Source organism: Microcystis sp. LE19-10.1B (assembly GCF_027530565.1).
In the GTDB taxonomy this organism is placed as follows: Bacteria; Cyanobacteriota; Cyanobacteriia; order Cyanobacteriales; family Microcystaceae; genus Microcystis; species Microcystis aeruginosa.
Window position 1 is genome coordinate 1 of sequence record NZ_JAPZQM010000576.1, and the last position, 16,030, is coordinate 16,030.

The 16,030-nt window shown below is 40.5% G+C and carries 14 protein-coding genes and 2 pseudogenes; 7 read left to right on the forward strand and 9 right to left on the reverse strand.

What is annotated here, in order from left to right; translation table 11 throughout:
* Positions 1-146: 146 nt before the first annotated feature.
* Together O9332_RS20840 and O9332_RS20845 are read right to left on the reverse strand one after the other, a co-directional pair.
* Positions 147-1,181 carry a M42 family metallopeptidase gene (locus O9332_RS20840; protein ID WP_002758539.1) on the reverse strand — a complete coding sequence of 345 codons (1,035 nt, stop codon included), beginning with the start codon at positions 1,179-1,181 and terminating at the stop codon, positions 147-149.
* Positions 1,182-1,295: 114 nt separating this feature from the next.
* Entirely contained in the window at positions 1,296-2,633 is a 1,338-nt protein-coding gene (locus tag O9332_RS20845) for a helix-hairpin-helix domain-containing protein (protein WP_002758537.1), read from the reverse strand.
* A gap of 248 nt (positions 2,634-2,881) precedes the next feature.
* On the opposite strand from O9332_RS20845, the pseudogene O9332_RS20850 reads away from it, so the two are divergent.
* Positions 2,882-3,232 (forward strand): annotated as a pseudogene (locus O9332_RS20850) (helix-turn-helix domain-containing protein); the annotation flags it as partial.
* Positions 3,233-3,256: 24 nt separating this feature from the next.
* Here the strand turns inward: O9332_RS20850 and O9332_RS20860 are convergent.
* Positions 3,257-3,889, reverse strand: a complete 633-nt coding sequence (locus O9332_RS20860) for a tetratricopeptide repeat protein (RefSeq protein ID WP_502846662.1) — start codon at positions 3,887-3,889, stop codon at positions 3,257-3,259.
* Between the two features lie 206 nt (positions 3,890-4,095).
* On the opposite strand from O9332_RS20860, the gene O9332_RS20865 reads away from it, so the two are divergent.
* On the forward strand, positions 4,096-6,879 hold the full coding sequence (locus tag O9332_RS20865; protein ID WP_223213001.1) for a two-partner secretion domain-containing protein: 2,784 nt from the start codon (positions 4,096-4,098) through the stop codon (positions 6,877-6,879).
* A gap of 6 nt (positions 6,880-6,885) precedes the next feature.
* On the opposite strand, the gene O9332_RS20870 is transcribed toward O9332_RS20865, so the two are convergent.
* A complete protein-coding gene (locus O9332_RS20870) occupies positions 6,886-7,533 on the reverse strand; it encodes a Uma2 family endonuclease (protein ID WP_002759554.1) in 648 nt (215 codons plus the stop codon).
* 72 nt (positions 7,534-7,605) lie between these two features.
* Positions 7,606-8,028, reverse strand: a complete 423-nt coding sequence (locus O9332_RS20875; protein WP_223213000.1) for a DUF928 domain-containing protein — start codon at positions 8,026-8,028, stop codon at positions 7,606-7,608.
* Positions 8,029-8,058: 30 nt separating this feature from the next.
* On the opposite strand from O9332_RS20875, the pseudogene O9332_RS28490 reads away from it, so the two are divergent.
* Positions 8,059-9,379 (forward strand): annotated as a pseudogene (locus tag O9332_RS28490) (ISL3 family transposase).
* Positions 9,380-10,224: 845 nt separating this feature from the next.
* The gene (locus O9332_RS20890) at positions 10,225-10,506 is read left to right on the forward strand and encodes a hypothetical protein (RefSeq protein WP_002759549.1); all 282 of its coding nucleotides are present in this window, start codon (positions 10,225-10,227) and stop codon (positions 10,504-10,506) included.
* A 23-nt stretch (positions 10,507-10,529) separates the two neighbouring features.
* Here the strand turns inward: O9332_RS20890 and O9332_RS20895 are convergent, their stop codons facing one another.
* Positions 10,530-11,510, reverse strand: coding sequence for an aspartate carbamoyltransferase catalytic subunit (locus tag O9332_RS20895; RefSeq protein ID WP_002759548.1), 981 nt, complete (start codon positions 11,508-11,510; stop codon positions 10,530-10,532).
* An 83-nt stretch (positions 11,511-11,593) separates the two neighbouring features.
* Here O9332_RS20895 and O9332_RS20900 point away from each other — a divergent pair, with 83 nt between their 5' ends.
* The 3 genes from O9332_RS20900 to O9332_RS20910 all read left to right on the forward strand — a co-directional run bounded on the left by O9332_RS20900 (position 11,594) and on the right by O9332_RS20910 (position 14,454).
* Complete coding sequence (locus O9332_RS20900; RefSeq protein ID WP_002759547.1) at positions 11,594-12,196, forward strand: GUN4 domain-containing protein; 603 nt, start codon at positions 11,594-11,596, stop codon at positions 12,194-12,196.
* 300 nt (positions 12,197-12,496) lie between these two features.
* A complete protein-coding gene (locus O9332_RS20905) occupies positions 12,497-13,954 on the forward strand; it encodes an efflux RND transporter periplasmic adaptor subunit (protein WP_002759546.1) in 1,458 nt (485 codons plus the stop codon).
* Between the two features lie 5 nt (positions 13,955-13,959).
* Positions 13,960-14,454 (forward strand): ureidoglycolate lyase, encoded by a 495-nt coding sequence (locus O9332_RS20910; RefSeq protein ID WP_002759544.1) that lies wholly within the window; start codon positions 13,960-13,962, stop codon positions 14,452-14,454.
* A gap of 14 nt (positions 14,455-14,468) precedes the next feature.
* Here the strand turns inward: O9332_RS20910 and O9332_RS20915 are convergent, their stop codons facing one another.
* From O9332_RS20915 to O9332_RS20925, 3 genes are read right to left on the reverse strand one after another with little or no spacing between them, the layout of a single operon-like run.
* On the reverse strand, positions 14,469-14,621 hold the full coding sequence (locus O9332_RS20915) for a hypothetical protein (RefSeq protein ID WP_002759543.1): 153 nt from the start codon (positions 14,619-14,621) through the stop codon (positions 14,469-14,471).
* Positions 14,608-15,486: an SDR family oxidoreductase gene (locus tag O9332_RS20920; protein ID WP_002759542.1), complete on the reverse strand. Its 879-nt coding sequence runs from the start codon at positions 15,484-15,486 to the stop codon at positions 14,608-14,610. Before O9332_RS20920 ends, O9332_RS20915 begins: the two co-directional genes overlap by 14 nt.
* Before the next feature lie 3 nt (positions 15,487-15,489).
* Positions 15,490-15,798 carry a hypothetical protein gene (locus O9332_RS20925; protein WP_002759539.1) on the reverse strand — a complete coding sequence of 103 codons (309 nt, stop codon included), beginning with the start codon at positions 15,796-15,798 and terminating at the stop codon, positions 15,490-15,492.
* Positions 15,799-16,030: the final 232 nt, after the last annotated feature.

The window sequence follows — 16,030 nt, forward strand, 5'->3', positions numbered from 1 at the left end:
GCTCAGCATCCCTATAAAACTCAAATCTTGGACTTCCATTCCTGCAAAACCCAATGGGCAACTCGTTCACTCTATTTTGAGGGACAGAAGCGAAATCAATTCTGTATCCTACACTACCGTTTGAATTTGGAATTGCTGAAAAATAGCTAAATTAGTTGACAATAAACTTCTAATATGCTAATGCAGTTAGCTATGGCTCCTAAATGGGCGATTTCATAACCGTGGGTGTTTTGGGTGGGAAAACCTAAGCAAGCGGCCTTAGCTATATGACCGAATTTCATGGCGATGGAGGCATCGCTACCAAAACCACTAATAATGGCTAATTGCAGCGGTATTCCCGCCTTTTCGGCCGCTATTCTTAATTCTTGATTTAATTCCTCATCATAGATACCGTAACCATCCTGAGACAATAAAACAGGAGTGCTGCCATCCTTAATCGGATATTCAGGAGCGAGGGGACAGATTTCTAGGGCAATTAAAGCATCTAAGCGGTTATTTGCGGTAAAAAATAAGGCCCCTAATGCTCCTACCTCCTCCTTAGCTGAGGCAACCAGATATATATCCACCGCGGGGTTAATTACTCTGGCCGCTAATGCTAAAAGAATCGCCACGGAAGCCTTATTATCAAGGGTATAACTGGCAATGTAGTCTTTTAGTCGCAAGGGTTGTTTTCGGTGTTTTCCCACCACGACTCGACTACCGACGCGCACCCCGCAAGCGTCTAATTCTTCTGGAGTCAATTTCGTCTCTATCCATGCGGATTCCCAGGTGACGGGAGTGTTTTCCTGCTGTACTTTTTGCGGAGATTGATGGGAAATATGACGGGAACCAAAGGAGAGAATTCCCGATCTGGTTTCCCTATCACCGATAATATCCACCACTCCCTCTCCGTAAATCCAAGGAAAAGCTCCCCCAAGTTGGCGAATTTGCAGAGTACCATCGGGATTAATTGCTTTGATAATAGCACCAATTTCGTCTTTATGACCAGTAATAGCAATTTTTTTGGTCGAATCTCGTCCTCTAATTTTGCCGATGACATTTCCCGCTTGATCTTGCCATGTTTCTAATCCTAACTCTTGAAAGCGTTCTAGTAAAAAGCGATCGATTTCCGTTTCCATCCCACTAGGAGAATGATGGAGGACAAGAGTGGCAATAGTGTCAAAGAGGTGATCAAAATCCATATTTGTCTTGATTTGTGGGTCGAAAGAGAATTATTATCGAAACCGGAAATCGAAAAGGTTTTACAGGAACAATATTGGCGCAGCCATGGCTCTTGGGTGATTGCCAGTTAGCATTTAATGATTAATCAGAGGTGCAGAATTAGCCAGAAAACCCGCAACTTTCAGAGACTCTAGCACCGAATTGTCATCCTCTACCCAATAGTTTTGTCCTAAACGCACAAATTGACGCTGAGTTCCCGCACCAATGGTGGCAATAACGGGAACTTTTGCCTTTTGTTTGTCTCCCGATTGCAGAATACTTTTGAGAAGATTTTGACGATTTTGGTTGACGACATCTTGCAGCGATAAATTAACCATCACCATTTTAATGGTTTCGATCGGTTCCGCATCTTCGATAATTAATTGTACCCGATCATCTCGGCGATCAACTTTTCCCCACACCATTAAAGTTGCTTCCTCCACTAATAATTTTTGCAGACGTTCGTAGGTATCAGAAAACACCACCGCTTCCGATTGTCCCGAGGCATCTTCTAGGGTTAAAAATGCCATCGGAGTCCCTTTTTTGGTCATAATTTTCTTAACGGCATTTAATAAGACAATTGCACTAACTTTTTTTCTGGTTTTGTGTTCTTCTAAGTCAGCTAAATTGATAGGAGATAGGACTTGAGCGGCTCTTTGTAAAGCTTTTAAAGGATGTTCGGAAACATAAAAACCTAAATGTTCTTTTTCCAGTTTTAACTTTTCCTGTAGGGAAAAATCTTCTACTGCGGTGGCACTGGGAGACTGTTCAAACTCGGATTCTTGTTTATTTTCTGTGTTACCTCCTAGCATATCAAAAATATTCATTTGACCACTTTCTTTCTCTTTGGTGCGTTTTTGCGCCCAAGCAACTACTAATTCTAAATCTTCAATTAATTGATGGCGATTAGGTTGAATTTTATCAAAAGCACCACAATAAATTAGCGTTTCTAAAGCTCTTTTGTTGACCAATCGCAAATCAACACGTTCGCAAAAATCCCCTAAGGAAGTAAACTTTCCTCCTGTTGCTTCCCGGGCTTTTAAAATAGCCTCGATCGCATTTTCGCCCAGATTTCTAACTGCGGACAAACCAAAGAGAATTTTGCGTCCAATCGGGGTAAAATGTTTTTGCGATCGATTGATGTCGGGAGGTTCGACATCGATATTCATTTTCTGACAGTTTTCTCGATACTTTTCCACCTTATCCTGATTATCGCTACTAGCAGTTAGTAACGCTGTCATATATTCCACAGGATAATTAGCTTTTAAATAAGCGGTTTGATAGGTGACGTAAGCATAAGCGGTAGAGTGAGATTTATTAAAACAATTGGAAGCAATTAACCCGTTGCCCAGCAAAAAATTATGATCTTTCTCCACACCAATATCGTAAACGGGTTTTCTTCCCAAGGATTGACGACCGATAATTTTAACCATATTAGTAACCCAACTCTCCAGAGATTTTGGCAACGGTGCTAATAGAAATATAGCATTTCTTTGCTCAATCAGGCTCCCCAGGACAAAAAAATTACCAGATTAATAACTAAAGTGTATATTTTACCTACAATAGGTTAGGATCAAATTAAACAACATCATCGAAAATTTTGGTCTGAAACCCCGCCATTTCAGGTGGGCTTTAATTTAAATACTAGCGCATTTACACTATATATGCTAGAATGTGAGGCATGGAGAAAGCCTATTAGTTTCGATTTTACCCAACACCCGAACAAGAGTCGCTATTGCGGCACACCTTGGGCTGTGTAAGATTAGTTGACAATAAAGCTCTCTATGTCAGAACACAAGCTGGGTATGAAAGACAAGAAAGAGTAGGATACAGTCAAACTTCTTCAATGTTAACCGAGGAGAAAAAACAAGAAGAATTAGACTTCTTGAATGAGGTTAGCTGTAGTCCTTGGCCACAAGGTTTAAGACACCTATAAACAGCTTTTACTAATTTCTTTGCTGGTGGTACTAAATTTGGTTGGTTCTTCGTTACTTGGTATGGTTCGATAGGGGGGCATAAATCGACTAAATCCTTATCTGGCAAGAGACTTAATTGATTAGTTCGCTCTAGATAAGAAATAATTGACAAAAATCGCTAAATGCCTTTCTATATAAGGGTTCCATCCCTTATAACCCCCGTCCATTGCATAACACAAACCGAAGAGCCGTTTTAAGGATGTTTGAGCTTCTGTAGAGGGTAAAGATAGAGCGGTTTCTAGGGTTTGAATACTTTGGTCATATTTTCCGCTAAAACGGTAAGCTTCTGCTAAAATTCCTAATGCTGAACGTTCTATGCTTGTATCCTCTATCTGACGACTGATAGCTAAGGCGGTATTAGGTTGACAGGTTTTTTCATCGGTTGAAGCACATAAAAGAGCGATCGCTGTTTGTGGTTGACCAATATTAAGATAAATTTGCGCTTTTTGTGTTAATATTTGACTTAGTTTCCCTTTATTTCCTGTTTTAATGGCATATTTTTCTAACTTTTCTAAGGTTTCAAAGACTTGCTCATTTTGATTTAATTTTTGATAAGCTGTTGCTAAGTTTTCAAGGATAATTTGCTTTTCTTGGGGTTCTGAGGAAGCAGATAAAGCTTTTTTCCAGATTTTTACTGCTTCTTGATAATTTCCTGCTTGATAAGCGTCAATTCCCTCTTGTACCCATTGACGAGGACTCATCGATTGAGCCATCAAAGGAGCATGAAATAAGATAAAGTGAGAGGGTGTTATTTTGCCTAATCCCGAAAAAAAGACTAAGCTGGCGACAAATAGCCAGATCAAAAGACGCGAATAGGAGAAAAAGCGATGAAACACGGTTTACTAAGTCGATCATTGAATCAATGCTGTAATCTTACTATAAAAAGTTGAGGAGTGATGTAACAATGTTCAGGATAAAAATGTTAAAATTTCGTAACCTTGTCAGCTTATTAGTCTCCTTGAGTCTATTTTCAGTTAAAAGTCCAGCTATTGCTCAAATTATTCCAGATACTAGCTTAGGAATCGAAGGTGCTTTCGTTATCACTTTTAATCAACTGCTACAACTAATTCAAGGTGGTGCAAGAAGAGGTGAAAATCTGTTTCAAAGTTTTCAGGATTTTAACATTCGTGAAGGGCAGACGATTATTTTAACCAATGCCAAGGGCGTGAATAATATTTTAATTCGGGTAACAGGGAATAATCCTTCGGATATCTTAGGCAATTTATCGCTTATTAAAGCAGAAACGATTAATAATTTACTGATTAATCTACGGAGTTTGTCCCCTTTACCGAATACTAACTTATCAAGTTTAATTCAACCCCAAGACTTAGGAACAGCAAGCTTATTTTTTCTCAACCCGAATGGGATTTTATTTGGACCCGATGCGAGGTTAAACTTAGGGGGGTCATTTATCGCCACAACCGCTAATCAGATAAAATTTGCAGATGGGACGGTTTTTAGGGCAAATTTAACCCAATCTTCCCCTATTTTAACTATTAGTACCCCTATTGGTTTAGGTTTCACCTCATCTTCTCCTAAACCGATTACCCTACAAGGCCCCGAACAATCCCTTACAGGTGTTCTTCAAAGTATCCCTAAAGTGGCAGGAGGTCCGAATGAAGTTTTAGAAGGGACAAAAACCCTAATTGAGAATATTTTAACTCGCCCTGTCGGTTTACAGGTTTTTCCTAACCAAACCATTGCCCTAGTCGGGGGGGATGTGACTTTAAATAGTGGAAGTTTAACCGCTTTGGGGGGAAGAATAGAAGTCGGAAGCGTCAGAAATATGGGTAATGTCAGCTTAACTCCTGTTCCTAAGGGATGGAGGCTAGGATATGAAGGGATAGATAGTCAATCCCAAGGTCAAATTACCTTATCTCAACTGGCCTTGCTAAATAGTAGCGGGTTAGGAGGGGGCGAGATCAAGTTAACCGCTCAAAAGGTCGCTTTAATCAATGAATCTGCCATTTTATCAGTAACACTTTCTGACCAAGATGGGAGAGATATTTCAATTCAAGCGCAGGATATTCGTTTGAGTAATGGTTCGATTATTGGTACTGGAACGTTTATTGATACTCTTGGTGATAGTGGGAGTGTCATTATTAAAACCAATAATTTAACGGTACAGGGAGCATCTCTTATTGAAACCACTACCCTTGGACAAGGAAAGGGGGGAAATTTAATTATTAATGCCCAAAATGGCGTTAATGTGATTGATGATGGTTTTATTGCAGCGGGTTCTTTGGGTGCAAGTCAAGATCAAACTGGTTCAGCAGGAAACTTAATCATTGAAACACAAATTTTAAATATTAATGAAGGGGGAGAAATTCTCAATGCAACCAGTTCTGGTCAAGGGGGAAATTTAATCATTAATGCTTCAGAAAGCATTAATATAGATGATTTTGATAGTGCTATCTACACAGATACTTTCGGAAGAGGGAATGCAGGAAATCTTGAGATTAACACAAAAACTTTAAGAATAAGTAACGGGGCGCAAATTTCTGCGGCCACGTTTGATCAAGGAAAAGGAGGAGATATTCTGCTCAGAGCGAGCGATAGCCTTTACATTACAGGAATATCCTCTGATCTGAGATTTCCTAGTGGGATTTTTACCTCAACAGGGATCATTGGGTTTGATTTTCAACCTCAAGGAGAAGGGGGAAACCTTTTGATAGAAACAAGACGCTTAACCCTCACAGATGGCGCGGTGATTTCTACATCTACCATTAGTCCCAAAAATGCGGGAAACGCTGTGCTAAATATTAGCGATACCTTATCCTTAGAACGGAATGCTCGAATTACTGCCAGTACAAGTGCTGATGGCAATGCAGGTAATATTCGCTTGAATGTGGGGAATGAGCTATTAATGAATCAAAATAGTCAAATATCTACCGCAGTAACTAGAAATTCATTAGCTAGGGGTGGATTGATCGAAATCAACGCCAATTCTCTTAATCTCCAAAATCAATCAGAAATTAGCGTTCGTTCGGAAGGACAAGGCAACGCAGGTAATATTAATATTAATCTGACGGGTTTATTCAGTGCCACTAATAGTGATATTACCGCAAATGCCAATCAAGGCGCAGGGGGAGAAATTACCCTCACCGCAGATAACATCAGATTACAGGGAGATAGCGATATTCGGACGAATGTAAATAATGGAGCAGGAGGTGGCGGAAATATTACTGTAACAGCTAATTCTATCCTATTATTCAATGATAGCGATATTTTAGCTTTTTCTCGTGATGGACGAGGTGGCAACATTCAATTTAATACGCCTGTATTTTTTGGTAATGGTTATCAACCGATTTCGAGTGAAAATGATCCTAATACCCTAGATGGTAACGATAGAGTCGATATTAACGCCAGTGGTGCAGTCTCAGGTGCAATTATTATTCCAGACTTGACCTTTATTCAAAATAGTATCGTTCAGTTGCCAGAATTCTTGATTAACCCTGAAAAACTCTTAGCTAATAGCTGTATTTCACCTAATCAGGACCGCGGGGGTAGTTTTATCATAAAAGGCTCAGGAGGTGTCCAAAATCGGCCAGGAGATATGAATACTCCCTCTTATTTCCCTGAAATCATTCAACCTATTCCTGAAACACCCGCTCAACCTTGGAAAAAGGGTGATCCTATCATTGAACCGCAAGGGGTTTATTACACTCCAGACGGACGACTTTATCTTAGTCGAAAATGTTAGGATTTTTCAACTATTATCTATATTTTCCGTCAGCCAATTTTTAAAGTTTCTGATGGCTTCACTTCTCCCCAGTTGTTGACTTTGTTTAACAAATTGATTAATTAATTCAATAATCGGAATCTGAGGAAAATTGGGACTGCTTAAAGACTCAATATATTCTCCTTCTTGTAATAAATTAATCTGTAGGCCACTTTGAGTATAACGCCACAGTTCGGGAACACCTAACTGTCGATAATTATCTAAATAGGTACGGGAAGTAATATCAATTTCTAGGACTAAATCAGGGGGGGGATCACTTTCTAAATTAAGTCTATTTTTGCCAATAACGGCTTGATAGTTTTTAATATAAAAACAGGCATCAGGTTCAACTGCTTGATTCATCCGCTCGTTTTTAAATGTTGTTGATCCTAACGGTTCAAAATCAATATTGAGTACTTCTAACAAAAACTGAACCATATAACTAATGATTTCTTTATCTTTTTCATGTTCGGGTAAAGGTACCATAATTTCTAATATTCCGTTACTGTAGGATAACCGAGAAGCACGACTTTCTCCTAATTCTGATAATATTGTCTCAAATTTTTGCCAGTTAAGCTCTTTTAAAAGTAACTGTTGACCGGGATTGACGATAATTTGTTCTAAGGCTAATTGCATGGCTTTAGCTGAAAATGTTGATTTCTTAGTTTAATTATACCCTTACTCATAGGATTTCAACAAAAATTAAGCCTATTTGTAATATTCTGCCAGTTTTATTAAAGTGTTATTTCGTCGAGTAATAATTTTGGCATCAACCCCTTCAGATGGCTCTAAATGTTCAGATTCTACGAGAGATTTAATAAAATTAGAAACTTGAGGGTTTAATTCTCCTTGATGGGTTGAAGATAAGCTCGTCATTAAAGCATCATACCATAACCCATTTTCGGCATAGCGTTCTGCTTGTTCAGTTTTTTGAAGTGAATTAGCCACTTGTTGACTTAAAAAAATGGGCATTTCAACCACTCTAAATTCTGCTCGTTGAATCATCCAAACGTCAGGACTTTGACGAATAGCGACTTGCCAAAGATACTTTTTACCCACTGCTAAAGGGGTTTGATTACTGGGAAAAGAAAAGTTATGAATTCCTCCTTTTTGTTGAAATCGTACAGCCAAGACCAGCAATTTTAGACACAAGCTATACTTATGCCATCAAATCCACAATTAAAGTTAATGACCGAGCTACTTCACCTAGAAGGAGTTGTCGTTACCAATTATCAAATTATTACCGATGCAGGAATTGTTTTACATTTAGAAAATATGTCAAGAGAAAGCCAGTGCATTCATTGTGGAAGTAAAACGGAAAAACTTCATCAAAATAATGAATTAACAATCCGAGATTTACCCTTTGGAGAACAGGCATTATATCTGAGAATCAATCGTCGTCAGATGAGATGCGAGAAATGTGGGAAAAAATTCACAGAAGAACTAAATTATTTGCCGAAGAAAAGAACCTACACAGACAGATTTAGAAAAAAAATAGTGGCCGAAGTCCTGAATAGTGATCTCAAAAATACGGCAGAAAGAAATGGAGTAAGCGAACAAGAAATAGAAACGATGCTCAAAGACTTAGGAGAAGACTTAATAACCGCAAAACCTCAAGGTCTAAAAAAACTAGGAATAGATGAAATAGCCATGATAAAGGGAAAAGGAAATTACTATGCTGTGTTAGTAAATATATAGCGGTTCTCGCATCTGTGCGGCACACTTAAACCTTTGCTGATTAAGCTGTTCAGGATCGGGAATGTACCTCTTGTGAATCAGAAACGCTATAGACACAGGAAAAATTGTAGGCTTAGTAGAAAAAAGAACAGAAGAAGCATTAACAGAATATCTGAAACAGTGGGGAGAAGAGGTTTTGAGCCAAATAGAGGAAGTAAGTATAGACCTGTGGATAGGGTATAAAAATGTGGCAGAAAAACTAATGCCTCAAGCGCAAATAGTAGGAGATAGATTCCAGGTAATGAAACAAGTAAATAACGAGCTAGATGAAGCCAGAAAGGAGGTAAAAAGAGAGGCAACCAAGATAAAAAATAAGAAAAATAAAGAAAATATCTTAGCAGGAATAGCCAAGAGCAAATATACCTTATTAAAGAATGAAGGAGACTTAGTAGAGAAGGAAAGGAAAAAATTGGAAGAAGTATATAAAGTGTCTCCAAAACTTGGGGAAATGCACAAATTAAAAGAGGAATTTAGAGAAGTATTTGAGAAAAATACGGAGGGGAATGAGGGATTATTTGCCTTGAGCGATTGGATAAAAAAGGCGATGGCTTACTTTCCTAAAAGCTGCCAGACAATGAGGCGGTGGATTGACGAAATAACTGCCTATTTTGATAACCGAACAACCCAAGGAACAGTGGAAGGAATTAACAATAAACTGAAGGTGATTAAAAGGAGAGGCTATGGATTTAGAAACTTTAAAAACTTTAGTCTTAGATGTTTATTAAATTGGCATTTTGCTAGTTGATTTTACATGGTAAGTTCGGAAGAACCCAAATTACCTCATTTGTTGAGGGGGGGACTGGATGGAATAATTTACTTCCTGATCCCGATCCTGCTACTTTAGGAGGGATAGGATTAGGTTTACGCTGGTTAGTGGCTAATGGTTTAACTGTTCGTTTAGATTACGGGATTCCGTTAGTTTCTGTCGATAATTCCGGAAATTCACTGCAAGAACAAGGGTTTTACTTTTCGGTGAGATATAGAAAAGCATTCTAGCATATTCTGAGAGAATTATAATAATAGTTCTCAATTAACTTAATCCGAATCTTTATCTTTTGTCGCTTCGTTAATTTCAGCTTTTTTCTTAAAGAACGTAGGTTGGGTTGAAGCATGAAACCCAACGCCCGATTATGTTACGCTAACGCTAACCCATCCTACAAATAATTGTGCCTACCTACTTAATTTCAGCGTTTTTCTTAAAGATGAGGTATAATTAATGTCGTTTGTGCTTCGAGGCGAGCGCTCTGTTCAAACCCTCATTCTGTAAGGCTTCTGGGGTTGGTGATCGCAGTCTTGGATTTCAAAAAAGCCTAAAGATATTATCCAACCAGGTTTTTAGATTTATTCAGCCAACCCTAGTTAAAAAAGAGAGGAGTAGGTCGCCATATCTAGTCCCTTGAGAACGGAATTCGGTATGGGTCAAAGTTTCTAGAAAAGCCCTAGGGGTAGCTTGAGTATTTATACTTATTGCAAAATAGGTATGCTTTTCCTATCATAAAGTTGACTGGTAATCGTGCCGAACTAATTAGCGAAAATTTGGGTCTAAAGCCCTTGGAATGATGTTTTTATTGTATTCAGGAAGTTGAAAAAATGAAGACCAAATCGATCATAAGCTTACTATCTCTTAGCATTATGGGAATGTCAATCTATGCGGGTCAAGCTAATAGTAGTGATTACCGGGCTTTGACCCCGGAAGAAACATCACGGTTGACTGATGCTTTGCTAAAACAGGGTTGTAGGAATCCTAAAGCGATGAAATTTGATGTTGAGACTAACCTATTTGAAGCAGAAGATGCTGTGTGTGAGGGAGGAAGAAAGTATGATATTTACCTTGATAGAAACTTTAGGATTGTTTCAATGAAACCAGACTAAAAGATCAAATCCCTGAGAAGCTTTTACCGGTCGTCGCGAAGATTACCAATGAGGTATAACAAAGCCATTCTGACAGCGACACCACTGGTAACTTGTTGGGAAATTAGACTAAAATCGGGATCATCCATTAAATCGGAACTAATTTCCACCCCCCGATTCACAGGACCGGGATGAAGTACCTTAACCCCCGGTTGACAGGATTGCAAACGAGGACGAGTAATGCCAAAACTTTGATGATATTCCCGTAAACTGGGCAAAAGATTGGCAGTCATGCGTTCTTTTTGCAGTCGCAGGGTCATCACAAAATCGGCCTTTTCTAAAGCTGGTTCTAAATCCCAGTGGAGAAATAGGCGATCGCACAATTCCCCAAAATATTTCGGCAGTAGGGTGGGGGGTGCGGACAAATGTACTTCCGCCCCAGCCGTGGTTAAACTCCAGATATTGGAACGAGCGACACGAGAATGGAGTATATCCCCGACAATAGCGATTTTTTTGCCCTCTAACAGTTCTAAACGGGGATTTTCCTCATCTAACAGACAACAGATCGTAAACAGGTCTAAAAGTCCCTGGGAGGGGTGTTCGTGTTGACCGTCCCCAGCATTAAGAATACTGACCCCCGACTGCAAACGATCCATTTCTGCGGCAATTAAATCGGGAACTCCCGACTGTTGATGTCGGATGACAAAGATATCCGTACCCATGGCCACATAGGTTAAAGCGGTGTCGAGAATCGTTTCCCCCTTAGTCAAACTGGAACTACCCGGGGCAAAATTGAGAACATCGGCCGAGAGACGTTTCGCCGCTAGTTCAAAACTACTACGGGTGCGGGTGGAAGGTTCAAAAAAAAGATTTGTCACCACTTGACCTTGTAGGGCCGGCACTTTCTTGGTACGTCGGGAAAGAACTTCACGAAAACTAGAGGCCGTTTGTAGCAGGGTTTGGTATTCTTCCGGTTGCCAGTCTTGCAATCCCAAAATGTGGTGTCGGATCCAAGTGAAAGCCATAGGCGTTAAGGAGGCGGTAAAAACGGCAAATTTCGTCTATGCTATTGTAGGATTTCTTTGCATCAGGTTAATAAATAGGGTTTATGAGAATTAATTTTTCCTTCTGTCAGATCACTCTTGCGATCGCTTTATTTCTCAATCCCTTGCCGGCGATCGTTGCCCAGACTGCCACCTCTGGGGAAATGGTATCACCGACCACGGGCATTAATTACACTCGCCTGAAAAATTTCCTCGCTCAACAAAATTGGCGGCAAGCTAACGATGAAACCCGTAATTTAATGCTGAAAGCAACCGGACGGGAATTACAGGGCTGGTTTACCATGGAAGACCTGCAAAAATTGGCCTGTTGGGATCTGCAAAAGATGGATCAACTCTGGAAAGAAGCTTCCGGGGGTCGTTTTAGTTTCAGTACCCAATTTCGCATTTTTATCGAGACGGGTAATCGACCGGGGCGCTTAGTGGCGATCGAAAATTTTCAAACTTTTGGCGATCGCATCGGTTGGCGTAAAGATGGTGATTGGATTATTTTTAAAGAGAATCTTAACTATACCCTCAATGCTCCCGTCGGTCATCTGCCGGCGCCCCGGGACGAATATCAGATCGCCGGTGGTCGCCTAGAATACACCACCCTCGCCCAAAGATTAGTTACCTGTAATATTGTTAGCTTAGGGCAAAGCAAACAATAGACCTCTTGTAAAAATCAAAAATTGTTGTTAGGGTTAGGAGTCAGTAGTCAGTAGTCAGTAGTCAGGAGAATTAAGTAAGAATGAATAATAATCAATTAAATAGTCTATTGACAGATTTTAGGCAATTTAATCCTTATTTTTGCCGTTTTTGAACCCTCAAAAATTAATTATGCCAGAGGTTAAATAATCACGGCGATCAATTCTGTAGAATAAAATTTAAGGAAAAGCTTCTCTCCTCATCTTCCTCTTCCTTTTCCGATTTCCTAGCACTTTTTCCGCCAAAAACCCCTAAATTTAACAATGATTAAACGATCCGTTAACGTATCGAGAGCGATCGGTTCGTCGATCGCCGTTTCCCTAATTATCACCGGTTGCGCCCCCCAAACCCCCCAAGCCACTGGACCGGCGGCTGTTCCCGTCAAACTGCAAACCCTCGGCACCGACAAATTAGTGCAAAGTAGCGAATTTGTGGGTACTTTGATCGCCCAAGAGCGTGTTAGCGTCTCCCCTCAGATTACCGGTCGGATTCGGACTATTTTCGTTAAATCTGGCGATCAGGTAACTCAGGGACAAAAAATCGCCGAATTGGATCCCGAACAACAACAGCAACAGGTAAACGCGGGCATCGGCCAGGTAAATTCGGCCAAAGCGAACCTGAATGCGTCTGAGGCGGATTTAAGGCAAAGACAAGCGCAAGCGAGGGCAAATAAAGCCCAAATTGCCCAGAATCGGGCAAATGTGGCCAATGCCGAAGCCAATGTGAAAAGTCAGATCGCCACCTTGAGCGCCGCCGAAGCTGATTTACAGAGAGCGAGAGCTAATTTAGATTTGGCGGAAAAAAACCTAAAAAGAGCCGAATTTCTGGTCAAACAAGGCGCACAGCCCCAACAGGACTTAGATGATCGCCGCCGCGACATTCAGGCCGCCAGGGCGGAAGTAGAGGCCCGGTCTAAAAATCGTGATGCGGCCCGTCAACAGGTGACGGCGGCTAGAGCTACCCTACAGGCAAACAAAGAAGCATTAAATATCGCCATTCAAAACGAATTAGCCTCACGGCAACAGGTGGCGGCGGCAGCGGCAACAGTGAACAGTCGTCAAGCAGCGGTAGCCAGCACTGAGGGGCAATTAGGGGCGACGCGCCAGAATTTAGTTTTTAACACCATTACCGCCCCGATTGATGGTTTTGTCGGCGATTTTAATCAAAGAAAAGTCGGCGATATTATCTCCCTGGGTGAAGAATTAACCTCGTTGACTAACAATAAAACTTTGGAACTAAATGTGCAGATTCCCGTGGAATTACAACCGCGTCTGCGCGTCGGGTTGCCCGTGGAAATTATTAATCCCGATGGCAGCCCCGGGGTTCGCGGTCAAGTAACTTTTATTTCTCCCACCGTTTCCCAAGCTACCCAATCGGTTTTAGTGAAATTTGCCTTTACTAATGATGGCAGTCTTCGCAATAACCAATATGTGCGGACGCGGTTAATTTGGGATCAAAAACCGGGGGTATTAATTCCCACCACGGCAGTGACTAGCATCGGGGCGCAAAATTTTGTTTTTGTCGCCGAAAAAGAAAAGGCTAAAGAAGGTCAAGAAAACGCCGAGGAGCGTTTAGTGGTCAGACAAAAACCAATTCAAGTCGGCACAATTCAAGGGCAAGCTTATCAGGTTATTTCTGGAGTAAATGCCGGGGAAAGAATTGCTATTAATAATATTCTTTCTCTCCGAGATGGTACAGCTATAACTGTTAGTCAGCAGTAATTTTTATGAGTAATTCGATTACCGTTCGTCCCCTGTCAGCGCAACTAATTACCGCCGAAAGTTTCCGTCCCTACGGTCAATTAATAACCCCTAGCCATGATGGGAAAATGTTTGATGAAAGCGATGCACAACTGCATTTAAAAAACGGTGTGCCACGTTTTTATATTATGCGTTTACAGACTCGCGGACGTAAATTTAAGCGAATTACTCGTCATAGTCAATGTACCCAATGTCTTGGTTCTTTGGGGGGACAAGAGTGGTTTTTAGGAGTGGCCCCCCCTAGTCCTTATCCTCAACCGGATTTAGAAAAATTAAAGGTTTTTCGCATCCCTGGGGACTGTTTTATTAAATTAGAGGTGGGAACTTGGCACGCTGGCCCACTTTTTGATCAACCGGCGATCAATTTTTATAATCTCGAATTGAGCGATACTAATATTGTCGATCATTTTACTTATAATTTTGCCCAAGAGCAGTCAATAGAATTCGAGATTGTTGATTAAAAAAAATAATTTTTTTACTTAACTTTTCGCAATCCTTTAGAAAGATAGGCAACGAAAAAAGCTAACACTCCTGTCATTCCTACCTCAAAATAATTGGCCATGAGAATAGCGGTAAAAAAAAGGAGCAAGATAATTAATATAGTCCGCTTTTGTTCAGATAATTTCATCTCTAATTGCCTCTAATTCGGTTTTAATACTTAATGGTTGATAACCTAAAGAAAAAGCAAGAGAACTATCAAGAGAAACATCCTGCGGACGCGGCGCAATCATGGGAAAATCGCACTGTAAACAGGGTTTTATTTGTTCTCTGGGAATATTAAAAACTGCCGCCATTAGTAAACCAAATTGATAACGAGAAACTCTTTCTTTACCTCCCAGATGAATAATCCCTTGCACTTTTTCTAATGCCAAAAGTAAACCATTCACCGCACTATTAACCCCAACAGCTGTACGATATTCATCGGTAAATAGAGATAGTTCTTTTCCCTCTTGCAGGGTTTTTAAAAAGGGTTGCAGAAAACTATTAGCGGTGGGAGAAGGGGAACCAAACATCAAAGGCATTCGACAAATAGCCGCCCGAGGATATATTGCTAAAATACCCTTTTCCGCCGCTACTTTTTGCTCACCGTAGACACTGACGGGAAAAACAGGATCATTTTCGGAATAGGGGGCATTTTTACCATCAAAAACTAAATCGGTAGAGGTAAAAACTAGCGGTATTTGATATTGACTACACAAACGGGCAATTTCTAGAGAAGCTGTCAGATTAATTGCCTCGGATGCTTGGGGAAATTCTTGACAGAGATTCGGTTTTGATTGGGCAGCCGCATGAATTACCGCGTCGGGTTTAATCTGTTGAAAAAGTTCTTTAACTGCGGCTAAGTCTGTTAAGTTAATTTTAATTAAATTCGGGTCATTACTATTGACATTGTGATTAAAGTATGTACCAAAACTTGCCCAGTATGAGCGAGTTTTTTGGTAAATATGCCAACCTAAAAACCCACTAACTCCAGTGATTAACAGCCTTTTCATAGTTTAGAGATTAAATCCTTTTTCGTAGACTAAAAACTGCACTTGCGGTTCCAAAGGTTCACTAACTAAACCAATTCCTGCAAATCCCCATCGCTGCATCAGTCCCTTTAATTGTGTTCCTGAGAGAGTTTCCACAGAAAAATTATTGGCTAAATCCTGAGCATGGGTATTGATATAACTTAAAGCATCGTAGGATTCTTTAAACAGAAGCAGATAACTAGCCGGAGTTTCGCTTTCACCTTTTCTCAGACGCGCTACTAGATATTGTCCGTCTTGTTTTGACCTGAGTAAATAATGCGTAGTTGCTAACATAGTTTATTAAGTGAAAAGTGAAAAGGAAAAAAGGGGTTGGGTGGGGGTACATCCCATTTTTGTAAATCTACTGAGTTGGGATTTTTAAAGGGAAACTATCTTCTAAAATTGGTCATTACTTCCGATTTTACCACTCAATCCAAGCCTTTGGGGGGTTCTACCCCCCAAACCCCCCGTTGGGGGCGTGGCGCCGCCCCCAAACCCCCCGCGCATTAGCTTTTCGGTGGGATGC

Bases quoted from the DNA above. Each gene is read 5' to 3' on its own strand.
- O9332_RS20905 (WP_002759546.1), top strand. From the start codon at position 12,497: ATGATTAAACGATCCGTTAACGTATCGAGAGCGATCGGTTCGTCGATC.
- O9332_RS20900 (WP_002759547.1), top strand. From the start codon at position 11,594: ATGAGAATTAATTTTTCCTTCTGTCAGATCACTCTTGCGATCGCTTTA.
- O9332_RS20910 (WP_002759544.1), top strand. From the start codon at position 13,960: ATGAGTAATTCGATTACCGTTCGTCCCCTGTCAGCGCAACTAATTACC.
- O9332_RS20865 (WP_223213001.1), top strand. From the start codon at position 4,096: ATGTTAAAATTTCGTAACCTTGTCAGCTTATTAGTCTCCTTGAGTCTA.
- O9332_RS20860 (WP_502846662.1), bottom strand. From the start codon at position 3,889: ATGGCTCAATCGATGAGTCCTCGTCAATGGGTACAAGAGGGAATTGAC.
- O9332_RS20925 (WP_002759539.1), bottom strand. From the start codon at position 15,798: ATGTTAGCAACTACGCATTATTTACTCAGGTCAAAACAAGACGGACAA.
- O9332_RS20895 (WP_002759548.1), bottom strand. From the start codon at position 11,510: ATGGCTTTCACTTGGATCCGACACCACATTTTGGGATTGCAAGACTGG.
- O9332_RS20870 (WP_002759554.1), bottom strand. From the start codon at position 7,533: ATGCAATTAGCCTTAGAACAAATTATCGTCAATCCCGGTCAACAGTTA.
- O9332_RS20845 (WP_002758537.1), bottom strand. From the start codon at position 2,633: ATGGTTAAAATTATCGGTCGTCAATCCTTGGGAAGAAAACCCGTTTAC.
- O9332_RS20920 (WP_002759542.1), bottom strand. From the start codon at position 15,486: ATGAAAAGGCTGTTAATCACTGGAGTTAGTGGGTTTTTAGGTTGGCAT.
- O9332_RS20915 (WP_002759543.1), bottom strand. From the start codon at position 14,621: ATGAAATTATCTGAACAAAAGCGGACTATATTAATTATCTTGCTCCTT.
- O9332_RS20840 (WP_002758539.1), bottom strand. From the start codon at position 1,181: ATGGATTTTGATCACCTCTTTGACACTATTGCCACTCTTGTCCTCCAT.
- O9332_RS20890 (WP_002759549.1), top strand. From the start codon at position 10,225: ATGAAGACCAAATCGATCATAAGCTTACTATCTCTTAGCATTATGGGA.